Raw genomic sequence first — 20551 nt, 5'->3', positions numbered from 1 at the left:
CTACTCACCCAGGGCGTGGGCGACAGCCGAAGAGGGCTCAGCAGGTTTATCCTGCGGGCCCTTTTTTATTTTCACAACACGTTCAGATTCCATCTCCCGCTTAACCCCGGCGGACAGGCGTTCGGACGTGCCGATAAAGCTGCCGCCCGGGCGAATAGAGAACTGGTCGCTGCGGCATACGCCCTCAATTTCACCGTGCTCCAGGATTTCGACCTTGTCACCAATACAGGTCCCCTTCGCGTGGCCGTTAATAATAATATTCGGCGCGGTAAATTCTCCCTCAATATAACCGTCACGCATGACATGTAATATTCCATCCGTCAGAATTATATTTCCCACGACTCTGCCATAGACATGAATATCGCCCTCAATCTTTACATCACCGGTAAAAAGAGAGCTTTGTGCCACAACGGTACAACGACGGGCGGGCTGAGCGGCGGCGGACGTTTCGCCTTCCGCAGCCTGGGGACTACTTTCTGCCGTAGTTATTGCGGCTGGCGCTGCGTAGTCGGGATCCTTATTTTTCTTTTTAAACATTTCCATTCCTTTTTTGATGCTTAGCTGGCGTAGCAAGAAGAGTAAAAGCAGCAGTGCGAAAGCGGCAAACATCACTGCTGACCAGTGCAGAACATAGCTGGCAAGCGCAGTTGCCCAGCTCAACCAGATGCCCCATAACAGCGTATCGGTTTTCGTATGGTCAATTTTCATGATGCGGGGGAAATAAGGTTTCCGTTACCTTAACTGCATAAACTGTCCAGAAAAGGGAGTGTATATAAAACCCTCAGACGTTCGCCATCGTTAATCTCGCAATTAAGATAAATTTGACATCGTCCCTGCCTATTGCAGTCATAGAAGCACCCTTTGCGGCAACGGGAAGTTAAGCGTTACAATCCGGGCAACTCTTTTTTACTCATTCATGGAAACCTGCAGATGACCAAACACTATGATTACCTCGCCATCGGCGGCGGCAGCGGCGGCATCGCCTCGAGTAACCGTGCGGCAATGTATGGTAAGAAATGCGCGCTGATTGAAGCAAAAGATCTGGGCGGCACCTGCGTGAACGTGGGCTGCGTACCGAAAAAAGTGATGTGGCACGCGGCGCAAATCGCCGAGGCAATCCACAACTATGGCCCGGACTACGGTTTCGACACCACCGTGAACAAGTTTGACTGGGACAAGCTGATCGCCGCCCGTACCGCTTATATCGACCGTATTCACACCTCCTACGACAACGTGCTGGGTAAAAACAACGTTGATGTTATTCGTGGCTTCGCAAAATTTGTTGATGCGCACACCGTGGAAGTGAACGGCGAAACGATTACCGCTGACCATATCCTGATTGCCACCGGCGGCCGCCCAAGCCACCCGGATATCCCGGGCGTGGAATACGGCATTGATTCAGACGGTTTCTTCGCGCTGCCAGCGCTGCCAAAACGCGTGGCGGTTGTGGGCGCGGGCTATATCGCCGTGGAGATTGCAGGCGTGGTAAACGCGCTGGGTTCTGAAACGCACCTGTTCGTGCGCAAGCACGCACCGCTGCGCACCTTCGACCCGCTGATTGTGGAAACGCTGCTGGAAGTGATCAACACCGAAGGCCCAACGCTGCACACCCAGGCCGTGCCGAAAGCGGTCGTCAAAAATGCCGACGGCAGCCTGACGCTGGAGCTTGAGGATGGCCGCAGCGAAACCGTAGACTGCCTGATCTGGGCGATTGGCCGTGAACCGGCAACGGACAACTTCAACCTGGCCGTGACCGGCGTGAAAACCAACGCCAAAGGCTACATCGAAGTCGATAAATTCCAGAACACCAGCGTGCCGGGTATTTACGCGGTAGGCGACAACACCGGAGCCGTTGAGCTGACGCCGGTTGCGGTTGCCGCAGGCCGCCGCCTGTCCGAGCGCCTGTTCAACAACAAGCCGGACGAGCATCTGGACTTCAGTAACGTGCCAACTGTGGTGTTCAGCCATCCGCCAATCGGCACCGTGGGCCTGACCGAACCGCAGGCGCGCGAGCAGTATGGCGATGACAACGTGAAGGTTTATAAATCCTCCTTCACCGCGATGTATACCGCCGTCACCTCCCACCGCCAGCCGTGCCGCATGAAGCTGGTCTGCGCGGGCGCGGACGAGAAAATTGTCGGTATCCACGGCATCGGCTACGGCATGGACGAAATGCTGCAGGGCTTCGCCGTGGCGCTGAAAATGGGCGCAACGAAGAAAGACTTCGACAACACGGTTGCGATTCACCCGACCGGCTCGGAAGAGTTTGTGACTATGCGTTAATAAAACCGCCAGCATATGAAAAAGCCAGGGAACGCCTGGCTTTTCTGTTTCTACTCGTCCTATAACAGATTTTCACTTAATCGCATTATAAATAGCCTGCTGGATGCGGACTTCGCTGTCGTCCACGGGGGCGTCCCGCCCTTTAGCCCCGGCGCTGCGTTTTTGTGCCGCCGCCTGCCGCAGCAGCGCTCTTTCAAGCTCTTCCTTCTGCCGCTTTATCGTCCCGGGCGTGCTGCAAAATGCCAGTAAAAACTCCTCCCGCTTCGACGTCAGGCTCTGCCCGTCGTTCATCGCCTGCGCGATAGTCGATATCATTCTGCGGCACGGGCGCGGCTCGTCCATCTGCGAGCGATACTGAAGCAGAGTGGTCAATGCCTCCCGGTAGTCTGCGGCAAGGGCAGGCTCTGCGAAGGAGGCTTTCCAGTTCATTCCCCCCTGCATAAACAGCTTTATGATGCGCGAATCCCCGCGCGCAATGGCTGAACGCAGGCTGTTTTCATCCCAGGTAATGCCCATATTCGCCAGCATGTCCCTTGGGCTGACGTTTTCCGGGGCGTGCTCCGCCGCCATTACTGACGCGGTGACCTGAGGTGTGCGGTTATCCTGCGGCTGGCTGTTCATATCGTTCACGATAGTGAGGATAAATATCACGATGCCGATAACGCCTATCCCCACCATGGCCCACAGCGCAACGGATGCCGTATCGGCTACGTCCCGCTGCTTATCCGCATTACGCAGGTCCGGCCGTTCGATGGCGTCTTTGATCTCTTCCGTGTCGCCGCCCGTCGCCTCATGCCGTCTGTGGGCGCGGGTAATATAATCGTCCAGTTCGTCTTCGTCGCAGGAGAGCAGAGCGCGAGGATTCACCGGCATACGCCCTTCGTCGCAGGCTTTCTGGATCGCGCCGCTGATCTCGTAGTAATAGTTATCAAGCAGCGTGGCCTGTGCGCTGGTTAACGGGCGCAGCTCCAGAAGATCGTTACGGATCAGGCGGACGTCATCGAGGAAGGTTTGCAGCGTTTTACGCCGATCGATAAACAGGCTCAGCTGCGGCGAAGTCTGATAAAGCGCGGCGTAGTGGCGGGCGAACTCTTTTTTATCCACCAGCAGCTGGGCCAGCTCGCCAAAGCGCATGCCGGTGAGAATATCGCCCCGCTCGGCGTTTTTAAGCCAGCGCCTGACTTTTTCCGCGCCGAACTGCGTTTTTAGCTGGTTTACCAGCTGCGTCTGGCTCCCCCAGGCGCTGTTAATCACCCCGCGCAGCATCAGCTCAAGAGCGCGAATCTGCCGCTTCGCCGTATTTTGCAGGCCCGCATCCTCCCCGGCGAGCTCGGTTGAATAGCTCAGCAACGGCTGTTTACTGCGCACCAGCTCCAGAAAACCAATAAAGCGCAGGGCGGCAATCAGCTGGTTATCGCTGACCTCCTGCCCGCTTTCATACTGCGGAACAAGCTGCTGGAGGTGGCGTAGAGAAAGGGTGAACTGCGAAATCTCAGCGTCGTTCAGATTGAGCCGCCGGGCCACCGCTCCCCAGCTGCCTATCCCCTGGCGGGCCAGCTCAAGCTGCTGATAAAACCACTGTGGGTCCTTGCCTTCGGCAACGCGAATTCTTAAAAGCGGGAGGATCTGTAATGACGCCTTACGTATCACGCTCAGGCAAGTCTCAAACTTATCCCGTGTCAGCAGCTGTGCGGTGCTGGTCATGATTATCCTTTATAAGGTAAGCGGCGTGAAAACGCCTGACGCGGTCAGCCCGCGCCAATCCATCGACGATGGTATTTTTATGGTTGTAGGGTCAGGTCGCAGTTTCGCCATTAAACAGGAGTGTAGCGCGCATTAACCCGGATCTATGCCCGAATAAGCGAGGAAAAACTAAGCGTTTTCCAGCACATGGCCCAGCGCCTCACCCGTTGTGCGCAGCGCCGCTTCAAGGGCGGCATCGAACGGCAAAGCATAGTTCAGACGCAGACAATTGCGATATTTTCCGGAGGCCGACAGCAGCGACCCCGCCACCATCTGAATCCCCTGCTCGCGCAGCGCGCAGCAGATGGGAACCAGATCGATATTTTCCGGCATTTCCACCCACATGATAAAACCACCCTGCGGGCGGCTGACGCAGATGCCACACGGGAAGTATTGCCGCACCCGGCAGGTGAACTCTTCAAGGTTACGATGGTAAATCTGCCGCATGCGGCGCAGATGGCGATGGTAGTGGCCGTTGCGGATAAACTCAGCTACCGCGTATTGTGCAATCGTGCCCGTGCTGCCCGTACCGATGTATTTCGTATGCAAAGCGCGGTCAAGGTAGCGCCCCGGCACAATCCAGCCTACGCGCAGCCCCGGTGACAGCGTTTTGGAGAAAGAGCTGCACAGTAGCACGCGGCCGTCGATATCCAGAGACTTGATGGTCATAGGCCGCGGATATTCGTAGGCCGTCTCGCCGTACACGTCATCTTCGATAATGGCGATATCAAAGCGCTGGGCCAGGCAGAACACCGCCTTTTTGCGCGCTTCGGGCATGATAAAGCCGAGCGGGTTATTACAGGTGGGGACCAGGATCACCGCTTTGATCGGCCACTGCTCGAGCGCCAGCTCCAGCGCCTCCACGCTGATGCCGGTGACGGAGTCTGTGGGGATCTCGACCACCTTAACGCCGTAGGCGCGCAGCATCTGCATGGTGCCGTGAAACGACGGGGACTCGACGGCCACGATATCGCCCGGCTCGCACACGGCGCGAATGGCAATGGACAGCGCTTCGTGGCAGCCGTTGGTGATGAGGATATCGTCGCTGTTGACCACGCAGCCGCTGTCGAGCATCAGGCGGGAGATCTGCTGGCGCAGGGCGCGCATCCCGTAAAGGCTGTCGTAGCCGAGCAGCTCAGGGTTCTGATACTGGGCAATGCGCCCAAGCTCTCGCCAGAGCGGTTTCATGGTGGGCTGGGAGACATCAGGATTACCGCTGCCCAGCGGCACCATCTGACGCTCTTCCCGGGCCGAGAGCTGTTCGAGCACCGCATCCCACTGGGTGATTTCTACGGGGCGCTGCACCGGACGGGTCAGAGGCGGGACGGGAGGCTGGGCTTTGCGATGGGTGACGAAATAGCCGGAGCGCGGCTGGGGTGAAATAAGCTGGCGATCTTCCAGCAGATGGTAGGCCTGCTGAACGGTGCTGATACTGACGCCGTGCTCGCTGCTCAGGCTGCGCACCGAGGGCAGCCGCTCGCCGCTGCGGTATAACCCCTGTTCGATGCGTTCCGCCAGCAAAGTGGCAAGATGTTGGTAGCGCGTCATGCTGTATCCTCTTTTTTAACCATACAGAGCCAAAAACCAGTACAGATCCCCGGTCAGAGCACCATTCAGTTCAAGTTTTAGCGCTTCTGTATGTTAAATAAAAGTTATATTTGAATCTGTCTGCAAATTGTATGGCGGCGCATGATGAACCTCGAACCGATCAGAGGAGAAACATCATGGGCTTTGAAGAAAACCGCGCTCGCAGACCGTTCTACGGCTTCATTATGATCTACCAGTATTTTCGGCACAGAAGGCTGCTGCGCCAGACGGAGCGCACATTGCAGAAGCTGAGTAAGGAACAATTAAGAGACATTGGACTGACGCCGGATGACCTATCACGCAGGAAATAAGTACGCCTGACGGCGCCGTTCACCCGCGTCGTCATTTTTTACTGCGGACGAAATGCGGACGAAAAAAGACGATTTTGCAACCTTATGCCAGGCTTAAAGGGTGTACCAAAAGCTCAAGCCTAAGGAGAACCAATGAAGAAAGTTCTGGTTATTGCAGGATTCACCGCCTTATTCAGCTGCTCTGTACTGGCCGACGATCAGGGTGGGCTAAAAACGGACGCCGCCCCACCGTCACCGCATGCGATGGATAAAGGCTATCGCGGCATGGAAGACGCGCAGGGGATGACCGTGGTGCAGGCGAAGGCAATGCATGACGGCGCCAGCATCTCGCTGACCGGTAACCTGATTAAGAAAACGGGGGAAGACCGGTACCAGTTCAGAGACAAGAGCGGCACCCTGGACGTCAGCATCCCGCTGGCAGTGTTTGATGGCCGCAGCATACAGCCCGACCAGCTGGTCGCCATTAACGGCACGCTGGATAAAAAGCAGAAGCCCGCCGTGATGAAAGTGGATCACCTGCAGAAGCAGTAGCGAGCTTTATTCTCTCCCAGCAGGGTGCTGCAGCTTACTCACATCTCACTCTGGTTACATATCAGGGTGAGATCTGTAAACCCGCAGGTATTCCGTTCCCCCGTACGTCTTGCTATCCCTGCTACCGTTGCGAACGGTGAACGGAACCCTCTCGATCTCGCCCATAACATTTTCAGAGACCCGTACAAGACAGCCCCACAGGCGAGAGGAACAAACCTACAGCATCATCCCGCCGGACACCTCAATGCGCTGTGCGTTAGCCCAGCCCATTTCATCGCTCAAAATTGCAGCAATCGCATCGCCGATATCATCCGGCTGACCCACGCGGCCCAGGGCGGTATGTTCCGCAATTGCCTTGTTCACCTGCTCATTATCCCGTACGACGCCGCCGCCAAAATCTGTCGCAATCGCCCCCGGCGCGATGATATTCACCGAGATACCGCGCTCGCCCAGCTCTTTAGCCTGATACTTCGTCAGCACTTCCATGGCCCCTTTCATGGTGGCGTAAGCGGCCTTGCCGGGAAATGCGAAGCGAGTTAGCCCTGTAGAGACGTTCAAAATGCGCCCGCCGTTTTTTATCAGCGGCAGCAGGTGCTGGGTCAGGAAGAACGGCCCCTTCAGGTGGATGTTCATTAATTCATCAAACTGCGCCTCCGTCGTTTTTTCGTACGACGCGTCCAGCCCGATACCGGCGTTGTTTACTAAATAATCAAACGAGTCGCGCTGCCACACGTCGTGCAGCTGCTGTTTCACTTCCGCCGTAAAGGCCGCGAAGCTGGCACTTTCGCCGACGTTCAGCTGAATTGCTACCGCTTTCACGCCTTTCAGCTCAAGTTCACGCACAACGTCCTGCGCTTCCTGCTGCTTACTGTTATAGGTGAGGATGATACTGACGCCCCTGGCCGCCAGCTTCAGCGCGGCGTTTTTTCCTAATCCACGGCTGCCGCCGGTCACTATTGCGATGGTTTGTTTCATATTTTGCCTCGTTGATTGCTGTACGGTGATTGAGATACAGCTTATTAGATGCTAAAAAATCGATAAAGATGGCTATATGCGCATCACTGTTTCATTTCAAACAACAATGGCGGTTTTTAGTGGATAAAATACAGGCAATGCAGCTGTTCATCCGGGTGGCTGAACTGGAGAGTTTTACCCGTGCCGCCGACACCCTGGGGCTACCTAAAGGTAGCGTATCCCGGCAGATCCAGGCGCTGGAAAGCGCGCTGGGCACGCGTTTGCTCTATCGCACCACCCGCCGCGTACAGTTAACCCAGGACGGCATGGTCTATTACGAACGCTGTCGGGATCTGCTCGCCAACCTGGACGAACTGGATGGTCTTTTTTTGCACGATCCTTCCACCATCAGCGGACGCCTGCGCGTGGACATGCCCGTGTCGCTGGCCAGAAATCTCGTGTTGAACAAGCTGCCGGCTTTCTTGCAGCAGTATCCGGGTATTGAGCTGGAGCTAAGCAGCAGCGACAGGCTGGTTGATGTGGTGCGGGAAGGGTTCGACTGCGTGGTACGCGTGGGCCACCTGAAGGATTCAGGCCTGGTGGCACGCCCGGTGGGCAGGCTGACGCAGGTTAACTGTGCCAGCCCGGACTATCTGGCACGTTTCGGCTACCCGGATTCACTGGAGGATCTCGCCTCCCACGCCGTGGTGCATTACGCCGTCAATCTCGGCACCCGCCCGCAGGGGTTTGAAGTTTGGGAGGATAAATCAGCGCGGTGGATAAAAACCGGCGGGGTGATCACCGTCAACAGCACGGAGACGTACCAGGCCGCGTGTCTGGCGGGTCTGGGCATTATTCAGGCGCCGCGAATCGGCCTGAAAGAGCACCTCAAAAGCAAAAAGCTCATTGAGATCCTGCCGCAGTATCGCGCGGCTCCCCTGCCCGTTTCGCTGCTGTATCCCCATCGCCGCAACCTGTCGCGGCGGGTACATTTGTTTATGGAATGGCTCACCGGGGCAATGAAATCCTATGTCGATTAGCGTTCGGGCTATAATTCCCTAACGTCCAGCCCAAAGATAAGGAACCATTGATGCCGGATAATCAGGAAAAACGCCCTACCGACTCGCTCGATTACGAGCCGGTCGCTCAGTTTCAGACGGAGCCTAAACCCGCAGCCGCGCCTGTGGAACAGCCGGACAGCGCGGACCCGCTGGTAAAAATCAAGACCAGCAATGCGACGGTCAATCACACCATTGATACCGTGAACAAAACGGTCAGACGGCCGATGATTGCCCACCTGATACGCGCTGCCGAACGTTTCAATGACCGGCTGGGCAATCAGTTCGGCGCGGCGATCACCTACTTCTCGTTCCTGTCGCTCATCCCCATCATGATGGTGGCCTTCGCCGCTGGCGGGTATGTTCTGGCCTCCCACCCGACGCTGCTGCAGGATATCTTCAACAAGATTTTCACCAACGTCAGCGACCCCACGCTTGCGGCCACGCTGAAAAATATTATTAATACCGCCGTGCAGCAGCGCACCACGGTCGGGCTGGTCGGCCTGCTGATTGCGCTCTATTCAGGCATCAACTGGATGGGAAATCTGCGCGAGGCGGTGCGTGCGCAGTCGCGGGACAGGTGGGAGCGCAACCCAAAGGACCAGGAGAAATTTTGGGTGAAATATCTGCGCGATTTTATCTCGCTGATTGGCCTGCTGGTGGCGCTGGTGGTCACGCTTTCCATTACGTCGATTGCCGGTTCGGCGCAGGCGACCATCATCAGCTTCCTGCATCTGGACAGCATTGAGTGGCTGAAACCGGCCTGGCATCTGATTGGCCTCGCCATTTCTATTGCCGCCAACTACCTGCTGTTCTTCTGGATTTTCTGGCGTCTGCCGCGCCACCGCCCGCGCAAAAAGGCGCTGATCCGCGGCACGTTTATCGCCGCCATCGGCTTCGAGGTGATTAAAATCATCATGACCTACAGCCTGCCAAAACTGGTCAGCTCGCCGTCCGGCGCGGCCTTTGGCTCCGTGCTGGGGCTGATGGCCTTCTTCTATTTCTTCGCACGCTTAACGCTGTTCTGCGCGGCGTGGATTGCCACGGCGGAGTACAAAGACGACCCGAGAATGCCCGGGAAAACCCATAAATAACGCACACAAAACATTTTGGTGGATGGCGCTTGCGCTTATCTCCCCTACGAATCGCAGTGTTACGTAGGGTGGCGTCATCCACCAAAATCGGATTCAGCCCCGACAGCCACCCCAGAACATAAATCCAGCCTGTAACTTTTATTTAACCAAAAACCAGTTTTATTATCTGCCTTACTTCTGAATATAAGAATATATAAGATGCTTCTGCGGAGGGATGAAAATTATTCGCTTTATGAACAATTTTCGAGCGCACCCGGGCCGCCGGGCGCGTTGAAATCAGGCTTTTGCTGTGCGTAATATGGCCCTTCGTCGCCATATAAATAAGAAAAAATTATGCAAGCATCCATTGCCACATCTATCGATACCGAGACCGAGAGCACGCCGGTCAACTCACGGGGAAAAGTCGTTGTTGCTTCTCTGGTCGGCACGGCCATTGAGTTCTTCGACTTCTATATCTATGCCACCGCAGCGGTGATTGTCTTCCCGCACATCTTCTTCCCGCAGGGTGATCCGACGGCTGCCACGCTACAGTCGCTGGCGACCTTTGCCATTGCCTTCGTGGCCCGTCCGATTGGCTCCGCGCTGTTTGGCCACTTCGGCGACCGCGTGGGCCGCAAGGTAACGCTGGTTGCTTCGCTGCTGACCATGGGCGTCTCCACGGTGATTATCGGCCTGCTGCCGGGCTATGAAACTATCGGCGTGCTGGCCCCGATGCTGCTGGCGCTGGCGCGTTTTGGCCAGGGGCTTGGCCTGGGCGGGGAATGGGGCGGTGCCGCGTTGCTGGCAACGGAGAACGCGCCAAAGGGTAAGCGTGCGCTCTATGGCTCCTTCCCGCAGCTCGGCGCGCCAATCGGCTTCTTCTTTGCCAACGGCACCTTCCTGCTGCTCTCCTGGCTGCTGACCGACGAACAGTTCATGTCATGGGGCTGGCGCGTGCCGTTTATCCTCTCTGCGGTGCTGGTGATTATCGGCCTGTACGTTCGCGTCTCGCTGCATGAAACGCCGGTATTTGCCAAAATCGCCAAAGCGGGCAAGCAGGTTAAAGTACCGATGGGCACGCTGCTCAGCAAGCATCTGAAAGCGACGATTCTGGGCACGTTTATCATGCTCGCCACCTACACGCTGTTCTATATCATGACGGTGTATTCCATGACCTACAGCACCGCCGCTGTCCCGGTGGGCCTGGGCTTCTCGCGCAACGACGTGCTGTGGATGCTGATGATGGCGGTGATTGGGTTTGGCGTGATGGTGCCGATTGCGGGCTACCTGGCGGATGCCTTTGGCCGCCGCAAGTGCATGATTGTGATTACCAGCCTGATGATTATCTTTGCGCTGTGCCTGTTCCAGCCGCTGCTGGGCTCGGGGAGCGAAGCGCTGGTGATGGCGTTCCTGCTGATTGGCCTGAGCCTGATGGGCCTGACGTTCGGCCCGATGGGCGCGCTGCTGCCGGAGCTTTTCCCGACGGAAGTGCGCTACACCGGGGCGTCATTCTCTTATAACGTGGCGTCGATTCTGGGCGCGTCCGTCGCGCCGTATATCGCCACCTGGCTGCAGTCTAACTACGGCCTGTTCTACGTCGGTGTCTATCTGGCGGGGATGTCCGTTCTGACGCTGATTGCGCTGCTGCTGACCAAAGAGACTCGTCACCAGTCGCTGTAACCTTTTGGTGGAAGGCGTCAGCGCTTTTCCACCCTATAATTTCACGTAATAAGTTAATACTGTGTGAAATTGTAGGTCGGAAAAGCCTGGCGCCTTCCGACACTATTTTTCATATTCTTGATGAAAAATACTCTATTAAATTTTTTACTTTTCTATTTTGTGAGTATGTTTACTAACATCAAAATTTCCGGTGTTCATTCGCAAAGTTCCCGCTTATCTCTGTAATACGGTTTAGCTCCTGAAGCCCCTCACGGTTATGTTCCTTCCAATGTTGCTGTTTTATGTATTTACTTTTCAATTCGACAAATGGTTTTATGCAACGATCTGGTTTCTTTCCTTGCTCCATGGCCTTTCCTTTTCCCTTAAACACATGACGAGTCCATGTGTTTAAGGGAATCTAGATCGTAAAAATTATTTAAGCAATATCACTTCTTCATCTGCCCCAGAATATTACGGCACTGGTTTTCATCCCCTTCAGACGGTGAGATCAGCGCCAGCAGCGCGGCGGCCGGAGTGACCAGCGTTGCCAGCGCGGCGGCGACTGCGCCACGGGCAATCAGCGGCCCGGCCTTCACGCCCGCATCCGGATTTTTGAACGTGCCGCGCACGTAGAGCGGCGAGCGCAGGGTCATGATGCGGATCCCTTTGCTCTCCGGGTCGATGGTCAGATCGAGACGCTCGCTGGAGAAGTTGGTGGTCCCCGTCACGTTTATCAGCGCGTTTTCGGTATCAAAGGCGAAGATGCGCGGCGTCGCCACCCCGTTGCGTAAATCCAGGTTCGCGGCGGCGCAGTTGATGCGCACCTCGTCATCGCCAAAGATTGCCCCGACGATGTAGTTCCCGACGTTAAGGCCGACAATTTCCATCAGGTTACGGCTGATCAGCCCGTCGTTCATCAGCAGCTTGAGGTTACCGTCGCTGCTGCCCAGCAGCGCCGCAATGGAGTTGCCCTGGCCGCGAAGATCCGCATCACCGTTCAGCTCGCCGAGTGTTTTCTGCATGGATTCTACTTTCGGCATCAGCTGCTTAAGCTGCAGACGGCGCGCCTGAATGTCCGCCCGCCCCTGCATCGGCTTCTTATCCCCTTCCAGATGAATATTGGCGCTGATGGTCCCCCCCGCCATGCCAAATTTCAGCGGCTGGAGGCGCAGGTCGGCATTCTTCAGGATAACGTGGGTAGAGAGATCGCTAAGCGGCAGGGTGCCGCTGTGTTCGATGCGGCCGCCTTTGAAGCGCACGTCCGCGTCCATCACGTCCCATTTATCCGTTTCGAAACGGTCGTACGGCAGAACTTTGTCCGCAGGCTGAACCGTTTTCTCGCCCTTCTTCTCTTCGGATTTCTTGCTCTGCTGCGCGCCCTTGCCGGAATCCACGCCAATCAGCGGCCCTAAATCTGCCAGCCGCAGCTGTTTCGACTCCAGGTCGCCTTCAAGCTTCGGACGCGGCTTGCCCTGCGAATAGGTCAGCGAGCCGTGGATATCGCTGTCGCCAATGCGGCCGTTGAAGTTCAGATAGCGGAAGACCGAGCCCTTTTCGGTATCGATTTTCGCCAGCAGGTGGCCGTCCGTTTCAAACGGCGGCGTATCCGGCAGCAGCACGCCGGTCAGATCGTAGAGGTTGCCCAGCGAGTCGCCGGAGAACTTCAGCCTCAGGTCCACGCCGCCCATTTTCATCGGGTCATTCACGGTCCCGATAAGCGCGACGCGGGAATTGCCGGAGCGAACGTCAGCCTGCACCGGGAAGGCCGTGTCGCCTTCGCTGCGCAGCGCCAGCATGCCGCCGATTTTCCCCGTCCCTTCGATTGGCTCGCCGTTGTAGCGCCCGTTTACCTTCAGGCCAAACACGTAGTCGCCCGCTTTCGCGGCGTCTTTGCCGGTTGGCTTAGCCCCGGAGACTTCATTAAACGGCAGAGGTTTGCCTAGCGGGTCGACCAGGATCACCATATCCGCCTTGCTGACCTTATCGTCAACGGAGATGCGCCCCTTATCGAACAGGATATTGTCCATGCGGAAAGACCAGGCGGACGGCTGCGCGTTCGGGTCTTTTTTGTCATCCCCCGCCAGCTTAAACGTCCAGTTATTGTTCTTTTCGGAAAGACGGATGATCCGCGCATCAGGCTGCACCAGCTTGATCCACGGGATATAGACGGTTTTAGTGAGCAGCGCCAGCGGCGCAAGAGTGGCATCTACGCGGGGCAGGTGCACCATGGTGACTTCAGGAATTTCCGGGGGATTACCCAGAATAATATCTTCGGCATGAACGTGCGGCCAGGGCACCCAGCTGCGCCAGCCGGTTTCCTCTTTATTACGCTCCCACGCGACCCCTAAATCCCCGCGTATGGCGAAGGGCCGGTTGAGCTCCGTCGAGACTTTTTGGTTGATGGTCGGTTTGAGCCGGTTCCAGTCAAACGTCGCAATCACGATAATTGCTACCACAACCAACAACAATAAAACCCCGACGACTGCACTGATAATTTTGCCGGTTCTTGTCATGTGTTTCACCTTCCTGTGTGACTTGCCTTAACTAAAGATAGTTTAGGGTCACCAAAACGGCATCAGGGAAGGCGAATCAAAACGTTTTCAAGGTGTTCAAAAGGCACGGGTCGTGACAGAAAATAGCCCTGGGCGGCCACCGCTGGCGAAGCCTGTACGTCACGCCATTCGTCGAGCGTTTCCACCCCTTCGACAATCACTCCTTTGCAGTAGCGGTTCATCAGCTGCAGCAGCATGGTAAACAACGTGCGGCCCTCTTCGCTTTTTCGCAGCATGATAAACAGGTCGCGGGCAACTTTGATGTAGTCATAGCGCACCTCGCTCAGCGCCGAGAAGTTCGCCATGCCGGTGCCGAAATCATCCAGCCACAGCGGGCCAAACTCATGCATCCGCGCAAGGGTAGCGGCCTGCGGCTGGGTGATATGCTCAACAAGCTCAAAGCGCACCCACGGCAGCTTATCGATCAGCGCCAGAATCGGCTGGTGATATTTCATCGCCATCAGCGTCGGGCCGTCCACGTTCACCGAGGCGAGAATACCGTGGCCGAGAAACACCGCCTGCCACTCCCCCAGCAGATGCAGCTGCTCCTCTATCACCTTCAGGCGGCTGGAGGTAGAGATGGACGCGAAATAGCGATCCGGTGGGATGCGCATGTTTTCCTCGCCCGGATGCGTCACCACCGTCAGCAGCTCTACCGCCATCAGCGTTCCGTCGATTTTATAGATCGGCTGAAAGGTATATTGCCGCTGGCACTGCAACCAAAACCGCCGTTCCTGCAAACTTTCGATACTCGCTTCAGCCGTATTAAGCCGGTGAGTAATCTGCTTCAACTTCATCCTGTACGTCCTGTTTGACTTGATAACTCAGATGGCCCGTCGAAAGGTTATCGGCGTGACGATTGATAACTTTATGTTCATCGTCAGTGGTTCGTCCTGTTGGCAGAATTTACCGGTGAAGAGAGAAAATTGGCCTGGCTCAAAGTTTTTCGAAACGTCGTTTTAAATCGTTTGACTCATTTTTAGTCGCCCCCCAAACTAGCCGCAATTCTAAAAAAATCAGGTTACCTACTTATGCCAACCCGGAAAATTGCCGTTATCGGCGAATGCATGATTGAACTGTCGCAAAAGGGTGCGGAAGTCAGCCGCGGCTTTGGCGGCGATACCCTTAATACCTCCGTTTATATCGCCCGTCAGGTTCCCGAAGAGGAGCTGGAAGTGCATTACGTGACGGCGCTGGGCGAAGATAGCTTCAGCCAGCAGATGCTGGATGCCTGGCACGACGAACACGTTCGCACCGATCTCACCCAGCGGCTGGAGCACCGCCTGCCGGGCCTCTATTACATCGAAACGGACGCCAGCGGCGAGCGCACCTTCTACTACTGGCGCAACGAAGCGGCGGCCCGTTTCTGGCTCGAAAGCGAGCAGGCTGAAGCGATCTGCGCGGAGCTTGCTCAGTTTGACTATCTCTACCTGAGCGGTATCAGCCTCGCGATCCTCAATTCAGCCAGCCGTGAGAAGCTAATGGCGCTGCTGGAAAAAGCCCGTGCGAACGGCTGTAGGGTGATCTTCGATAACAACTATCGTCCGCGCCTGTGGGCCAGCAAAGAAGAGACGCAGAAGGTGTATCAGCAGATGCTGAGCCACACCGATATCGCCTTCCTGACGCTGGACGACGAAGATTTGCTGTGGGGCGAGAAGCCAGCGGAAGAGGTGATTGCCCGCACCCAGGCCGCAGGCGTGCAGGAAGTGGTCATCAAGCGCGGCGCAGAGTCCTGCCTGGTGGCCATTCAGGGTGAAGCAACGCTGGAGGTTCCGGCGGTGAAATTACCGAAAGAGAAAGTGGTTGATACGACGGCCGCCGGGGATTCGTTCAGCGCGGGCTATTTGTCCGTACGCCTGACCGGAGGCAGCGCCGAAGAGGCAGCCAAACGCGGGCATTTAACCGCCAGCACCGTGATTCAGTACCGCGGGGCTATTATTCCTAAAAGTGCAATGCCATACGGCGGATGACACTGCGTTTATCCGCCCTACGATCGCAAAACCGTAGGGTGGATAAGCATTAGCGTCATCCACCGCAGTGGCTACTGCGCCGGAGGTATATCCGACACATCCTGCTTAGGATTGTCCGTCAGCGGCTGCACCGCGACAGGCGTCATCACCTTATCCCACGTCGCCTGCAGCTCCTTCATGTTGAACTCCGGCTCGCCTTTCGGCTGCAGCAGCACCAGGGTCATCTCCTGGGACAGCTGCTGGCGCACGTCCTGGTTGAGCATGTTCAGCGTCAGGCTGCTCAGGAAGTCCTGGCGCAGCTTCTGATACTGCTCCGGCGCGATATCCACCACCTGATTCTGCAGCGAACGCAAACGCTGGTTGATCAGCACGTCGGTATCGGTGCGGGCATAGGTGGCAAACAGCTTGGTCAGCTCGTCGTTTTTCTGGGCTATCAGCGCATCAAACTCCTGCTGGGAAAGCCCTTTATCGCGCACGCGCACCAGTTCACGGCCTACGGTGGAGAGGTTAGCGTTCAGGTTTTCGTTCGGTGAACCAATGTTAATCCCGCACTGGGCGCGCTGGTAGAGCACGCGGCAGTCGAAGCTGAGATTCAGATCCTTAGGATTATTTTTGCTGAGGTTCTGCTGCACGTGCCAGAACAGCGCCTCACGGGCCAGGTCCGCACGCCAGTAGCGCAGGAGCGCCGCAGAATCACGGATCGGCTGCCATGGGTTATCCCACATCAGCGACAGGCGATCTTCGCGCACGCTGTTGGTCATCAGGCTGACAGGATCGAGCTTAAGCGGAGAGAGGGTTGGCACCGGGGCCGGGGTTTCGCGCTTGCCCTTAAGCGTGCCGAAAGTCTTGTTAATCTGTTCGGCCACGCTGCGGCTGTCGACGTTGCCCACCACGATGAGGGTCATCGCGTCCGGGGTGTACCATTTCTCATAAAATGCCCTGAGCTGTTCGGCATCCACCGGCTGCTTTAAATCCTGCGCCGGGTCGTGGCCCAGCAGCGTGGAGCCTTTCAGGCGGTAGCGCCACCAGCTGTCCTGGGTGTCCATCGGCCAGCTGGCGACCATATCCTGGGTTTGCAGCGCGGCGTTCACGGTCTCAGGCGTTACCGCCATATTGCCGCTGCTGTCCGCCAGAAACGTCAGCGCTTCTTTGAGTAAATCATTGCGGTTATTCGGCAGGCTGAGGTTAAACAGCGTGAAGTCGTAGGAGACGACGACCGGCGGCAGCGGACGCGCCGGATCGGTGCTTTGCTGCCATAAAGAGCGCACCTGCAGCGGCTGCAGGCTGCCGTGCTGGGTCAAAGCCAGGCGCGGCATGAAGTGGCTGTAGCCGCTCTGCTGGGTACTCTCAGTCAGGGAGCCGGTATTCACCAGCAGTCGGACTTCTACACGATCGCTTGGGCGCTGCGGTGTGGCGAGCACCTGCCATTGAAAACCATTGGCCAGCTGGCCGGACTGCCATGCCGGGTCGGGCTGTAGAGCTTCTGCCTGCACGCTACCGGCGGCGGCGACCAACAGCAATCCGCCAGCTAAGAGTCGAATTTTGGTGCCCTGCATGTGAACCCCTGAAAACATTCCTGGTTAAAAAGTGTAACGATGGCGCAGTGTTAGCAGAACTGGCCCTCGCTGGTGACAAAGCACCACTCCGTTTGACCGCGGATACGCGCAAACGTCACTTTTAAAGAATAAAAAAGATAAGTATGAGGGGATTATGCCGAGTCGCCCGCAGCAAGGGCAAGTCGCTGCGGGCAATTGAGGGGGTTATGAAGAGACTTCGGTCACTTTTTTGGCAGAATGTTTGTTATCCAGCGTCTCTTTGAGCTGTTTCTCATCGAGCTGCTTGACCCATTTCGCCACCACCACCGTCGCGACGCCGTTGCCGACCAGGTTGGTCAGCGCGCGCGCTTCGGACATAAAGCGGTCGATGCCGAGGATCAGCGCCAGCCCGGCCACCGGTAAATGGCCTACGGCGGAGATGGTGGCCGCCAGCACGATAAACCCGCTGCCCGTTACGCCCGCCGCCCCTTTTGAGGAAAGCAGCAGTACGACCAGCAGCGTGATCTGGTGGAAAATATCCATGTGGCTGTTGGTGGCCTGGGCAATGAATACCGCCGCCATCGTCAGGTAGATGGAGGTGCCGTCCAGGTTGAACGAATAGCCCGTTGGAATAACCAGCCCCACCACCGACTTGCGGCAGCCCAGCTTTTCCATCTTATCGAGCATACGCGGCAGCGCGGACTCGGAAGAAGAGGTTCCCAGCACGATCAGCAGCTCTTCTTTAATGTAGCGGATGAACTTGAAGATGCTGAAGCCGGTCGCGCGGGCAATCGATCCCAGCACCACCACCACGAACAGAATACAGGTGATATAGAAGCAGATAATCAGCTGGCCGAGCTGCACCAGCGAGCCGACGCCGTATTTGCCGATGGTAAAGGCCATCGCGCCGAACGCGCCAATCGGGGCCAGGCGCATAATCATATTGATGATGCCGAAGATGACCTGCGAGAAGCTCTCAATCACGTTAAAGATCAGCTGGCCCTTGTGCCCCAGGCGGTGCAGGGCAAAACCAAACAGCACGGCGAACAGCAGCACCTGCAAAATGTTGCCGCTGGCAAAGGCGCCGATGACGCTGCCGGGGATCACATCAAGCAGGAAGGCGACAACCCCCTGCTGCTGCGCCTGCTCGGCATACATCGCCACCGCTTTCGCATCCAGCGTCGCCGGGTCCACGTTCATCCCCGCGCCCGGCTGCAGCACGTTGACCACGATGAGGCCGATAATCAGGGCGATGGTGCTGACCACTTCGAAGTAGAGCAGCGCCACGGCGCCGGTGCGCCCCACCGCCTTCATGCTTTCCATCCCCGCAATGCCGGTGACGACGGTACAGAAGATGACGGGAGCGATAATCATTTTGATGAGCTTAACGAAGGCGTCGCCCAGCGGTTTCATCTGCGCGCCGATTTCCGGGTAGAAATGACCAAGCAGAATACCGACGGCGATAGCGGTCAGTACCTGGAAATAGAGGCTTTTGAAGAGTTTCATAGGGTGTCCTTGAGAGGTAAATTCCGCAGCACCGCGACCAGCCGTGCGGCCTGCGGGGGAAAATTACCACTCATGAACGTGCAGATACGTGATACAGCGCTAATTTGTAAACAAAATTGTTAAATTATTGAGCTGACTCGCGCCAGCCCATAACATTTGCAACAAAGCCGTTACGCTGTCGGCGTGGAGAGATAGCGGGTTTCAAATTCCTCCGGCGAGAGCGCCTTCGAGAACAAAAAGCCCTGGGCTATGGTGACATCCCGCGCCAGCAGCCAGTCCCGCTGGGCCGCCTTTTCAACCCCTTCCGCCACCAGCTTCAGGCCGAGGGTTTTCGCCATCGACACGATCACGCTGACCATCTCGCCGTCTTCCGGCAGGCCGTCGACGAAACTCTTGTCGATTTTCAGCACGTCGATGGGCAGCGCCTTCATATGGTGCAGATGGCGCAGGCTGGCGTAGCCCATTCCAAAATCGTCCAGCGCAATGCGCACCCCGGCTTTGCGCAGCGGGCGCAGAATGGTGACCGCCGCGTCGGGGTCTTCGATACGGCGGCTCTCGGTGACTTCCAGAATCAGCGTGCCCGGCTGGATGCGGTAGCGCGCCAGCATCTCCAGCAGCGACGGCACCATCTCTTTATGCAGCAGCTGGAGTGCCGACAGGTTAACGGAAAGCGGCATCGCAATGCCCCGCTTCTGCCACGCCGCAAGCGTACGGCAGGACTCTTCGAGGATCCAGGTGCCGATGTTCACCATCAGCCCGCAGGCCTCAATCCGCTCGATAAGCCCCTCCGGCAGGCCCCATTCGCCGTCCGGCTGCCGCACCCGCAGCAGCGCTTCAGCGCTGACCGTCTCGCCGCTGCGCATATTGACCTGCGGCTGAAGCCATAGCGCCAGCCGGTGATTCTCCAGCATGGACAGAATATCGTACTCTTCCGTCTGGCGACGTTGGGCCTGCTCCGTCTGGAACCTGCGGAACGTCATCTGCTGGTTGCGGTTGTAGCTGCGAACCAGCATGCCGATTTCGTCATCGTGGTGCAGCGGCGGCAGCTTCAGCTGATGGCCACCGGCGTCCTGCGGGGTGAGATCGTCCAGCTCGCGGGCGATTTTGCGCAGCGGATGGATAATCAGCCGGTTAATCGACCAGCTGATCGCCACCGACAGGATCAGCGCCAGCAGCAGATAGGTGGTCAGCAGCGTGGAAATGGTGCTGATGATAAATTTGTACATCCGCCAGGAGTCGGCCTGCAGCACCAGATACGCCAGCGGCTGCGGGTTCGCCGGTCGCTCAAGGGAATAGAGCGGCAGGGAGATCTGCACCGGCAGTTCGAACAGGCGGGCTATCCACATCGGGATCTGCCGCTCCGGAAGGAAGCTTTTGCGCAGCGCCTGGAACTGGTTCGGCAGCACCACGTCCGCCCGGCTGATGATGCCGGAGGGTTGGATCTGGCTGAGAATGGCCTCCGCCTGCGGAATATCCGCCTTCAGAATGGCTTCGGACAGGGGTAAACGCACCGAATGGGCGATTTTTTCCATCTGGCTTGCGGTGTCGTAGCGGCTTTGCTGCACGAAGTGGAAGAGCTGCACGACGATAAAAATGAAAATAAAGACCACGGCGACGGCAGACACCATCGCCATTTGTTTTATCGTGAGGGAACGACTGACTCGCAAGCTTACTCTCCGCTGATTCTCTGACCGTCTAAGCATTATCCTATGCGGCCTGAGTATACTGCATTGTTAGCACGTTTAGGCGATGACAGCGGAGAATCGGTTCAATCTGTTAATGGACTTCC

17 protein-coding genes are annotated in these 20551 nt (G+C 56.9%); 7 read left to right on the top strand and 10 right to left on the bottom strand.

Annotation, left to right across the window (positions count from 1 at the left end; all coding sequences use genetic code 11):
* Complete coding sequence (locus AAE045_RS14680; protein ID WP_455548366.1) at nt 1–660, bottom strand: bactofilin family protein; 660 nt, start codon at nt 658–660, stop codon at nt 1–3.
* A gap of 270 nt (nt 661–930) precedes the next feature.
* Here AAE045_RS14680 and gorA point away from each other — a divergent pair, with 270 nt between their 5' ends.
* On the top strand, nt 931–2283 hold the full coding sequence (gorA, locus tag AAE045_RS14675) for a glutathione-disulfide reductase (RefSeq protein WP_455548365.1): 1353 nt from the start codon (nt 931–933) through the stop codon (nt 2281–2283).
* Nucleotides 2284–2355: 72 nt separating this feature from the next.
* On the opposite strand, the gene AAE045_RS14670 is transcribed toward gorA, so the two are convergent.
* Together AAE045_RS14670 and AAE045_RS14665 are read right to left on the bottom strand one after the other, a co-directional pair.
* Entirely contained in the window at nt 2356–3987 is a 1632-nt protein-coding gene (locus AAE045_RS14670) for an STY4199 family HEPN domain-containing protein (RefSeq protein WP_455548364.1), read from the bottom strand.
* A 168-nt stretch (nt 3988–4155) separates the two neighbouring features.
* Complete coding sequence (locus AAE045_RS14665; protein WP_455548363.1) at nt 4156–5574, bottom strand: aminotransferase-like domain-containing protein; 1419 nt, start codon at nt 5572–5574, stop codon at nt 4156–4158.
* Nucleotides 5575–5750: 176 nt separating this feature from the next.
* On the opposite strand from AAE045_RS14665, the gene AAE045_RS14660 reads away from it, so the two are divergent.
* Together AAE045_RS14660 and AAE045_RS14655 are read left to right on the top strand one after the other, a co-directional pair.
* Nucleotides 5751–5924 carry a DUF1127 domain-containing protein gene (locus AAE045_RS14660; protein WP_455548362.1) on the top strand — a complete coding sequence of 58 codons (174 nt, stop codon included), beginning with the start codon at nt 5751–5753 and terminating at the stop codon, nt 5922–5924.
* A gap of 132 nt (nt 5925–6056) precedes the next feature.
* Nucleotides 6057–6455, top strand: a complete 399-nt coding sequence (locus AAE045_RS14655; protein WP_455548361.1) for a YdeI family stress tolerance OB fold protein — start codon at nt 6057–6059, stop codon at nt 6453–6455.
* 216 nt (nt 6456–6671) lie between these two features.
* Here AAE045_RS14655 and AAE045_RS14650 read toward each other — a convergent pair whose 3' ends face one another.
* Entirely contained in the window at nt 6672–7430 is a 759-nt protein-coding gene (locus AAE045_RS14650) for an SDR family NAD(P)-dependent oxidoreductase (RefSeq protein ID WP_455548360.1), read from the bottom strand.
* Nucleotides 7431–7549: 119 nt separating this feature from the next.
* On the opposite strand from AAE045_RS14650, the gene AAE045_RS14645 reads away from it, so the two are divergent.
* The 3 genes from AAE045_RS14645 (at nt 7550) to AAE045_RS14635 (ending at nt 11220) form a co-directional block, all read left to right on the top strand.
* Nucleotides 7550–8449: a LysR family transcriptional regulator gene (locus AAE045_RS14645; protein ID WP_455548359.1), complete on the top strand. Its 900-nt coding sequence runs from the start codon at nt 7550–7552 to the stop codon at nt 8447–8449.
* Nucleotides 8450–8499: 50 nt separating this feature from the next.
* Nucleotides 8500–9561, top strand: coding sequence for an inner membrane protein YhjD (gene yhjD, locus AAE045_RS14640; protein WP_455548358.1), 1062 nt, complete (start codon nt 8500–8502; stop codon nt 9559–9561).
* A gap of 333 nt (nt 9562–9894) precedes the next feature.
* Nucleotides 9895–11220, top strand: a complete 1326-nt coding sequence (locus tag AAE045_RS14635) for an MFS transporter (RefSeq protein ID WP_455548357.1) — start codon at nt 9895–9897, stop codon at nt 11218–11220.
* Nucleotides 11221–11398: 178 nt separating this feature from the next.
* On the opposite strand, the gene AAE045_RS14630 is transcribed toward AAE045_RS14635, so the two are convergent.
* The 3 genes from AAE045_RS14630 to pdeH form a co-directional block, all read right to left on the bottom strand.
* Nucleotides 11399–11566, bottom strand: a complete 168-nt coding sequence (locus tag AAE045_RS14630) for a type II toxin-antitoxin system CcdA family antitoxin (protein WP_455426490.1) — start codon at nt 11564–11566, stop codon at nt 11399–11401.
* Nucleotides 11567–11645: 79 nt separating this feature from the next.
* Nucleotides 11646–13712: an AsmA family protein gene (locus tag AAE045_RS14625; protein WP_455548356.1), complete on the bottom strand. Its 2067-nt coding sequence runs from the start codon at nt 13710–13712 to the stop codon at nt 11646–11648.
* 62 nt (nt 13713–13774) lie between these two features.
* Nucleotides 13775–14548, bottom strand: coding sequence for a cyclic-guanylate-specific phosphodiesterase (gene pdeH, locus AAE045_RS14620; RefSeq protein ID WP_455548355.1), 774 nt, complete (start codon nt 14546–14548; stop codon nt 13775–13777).
* A gap of 234 nt (nt 14549–14782) precedes the next feature.
* Here pdeH and kdgK point away from each other — a divergent pair, with 234 nt between their 5' ends.
* On the top strand, nt 14783–15721 hold the full coding sequence (gene kdgK, locus AAE045_RS14615) for a 2-dehydro-3-deoxygluconokinase (protein ID WP_455548354.1): 939 nt from the start codon (nt 14783–14785) through the stop codon (nt 15719–15721).
* Nucleotides 15722–15792: 71 nt separating this feature from the next.
* On the opposite strand, the gene AAE045_RS14610 is transcribed toward kdgK, so the two are convergent.
* The 3 genes from AAE045_RS14610 to AAE045_RS14600 form a co-directional block, all read right to left on the bottom strand.
* Nucleotides 15793–17277 (bottom strand): M16 family metallopeptidase, encoded by a 1485-nt coding sequence (locus tag AAE045_RS14610; RefSeq protein WP_455548353.1) that lies wholly within the window; start codon nt 17275–17277, stop codon nt 15793–15795.
* A gap of 204 nt (nt 17278–17481) precedes the next feature.
* Entirely contained in the window at nt 17482–18762 is a 1281-nt protein-coding gene (locus AAE045_RS14605; protein ID WP_455548352.1) for a dicarboxylate/amino acid:cation symporter, read from the bottom strand.
* A 170-nt stretch (nt 18763–18932) separates the two neighbouring features.
* A complete protein-coding gene (locus AAE045_RS14600; RefSeq protein WP_455548351.1) occupies nt 18933–20429 on the bottom strand; it encodes an EAL domain-containing protein in 1497 nt (498 codons plus the stop codon).
* Nucleotides 20430–20551 lie beyond the last annotated feature (122 nt).

This window comes from Dryocola clanedunensis, from assembly GCF_038405435.1.
Taxonomy (GTDB): Bacteria; Pseudomonadota; Gammaproteobacteria; order Enterobacterales; family Enterobacteriaceae; genus Dryocola; species Dryocola clanedunensis_A.
The sequence above is the reverse complement of the archived record's forward strand: the minus strand, read 5'-3'. Positions and strand labels throughout refer to the sequence as shown.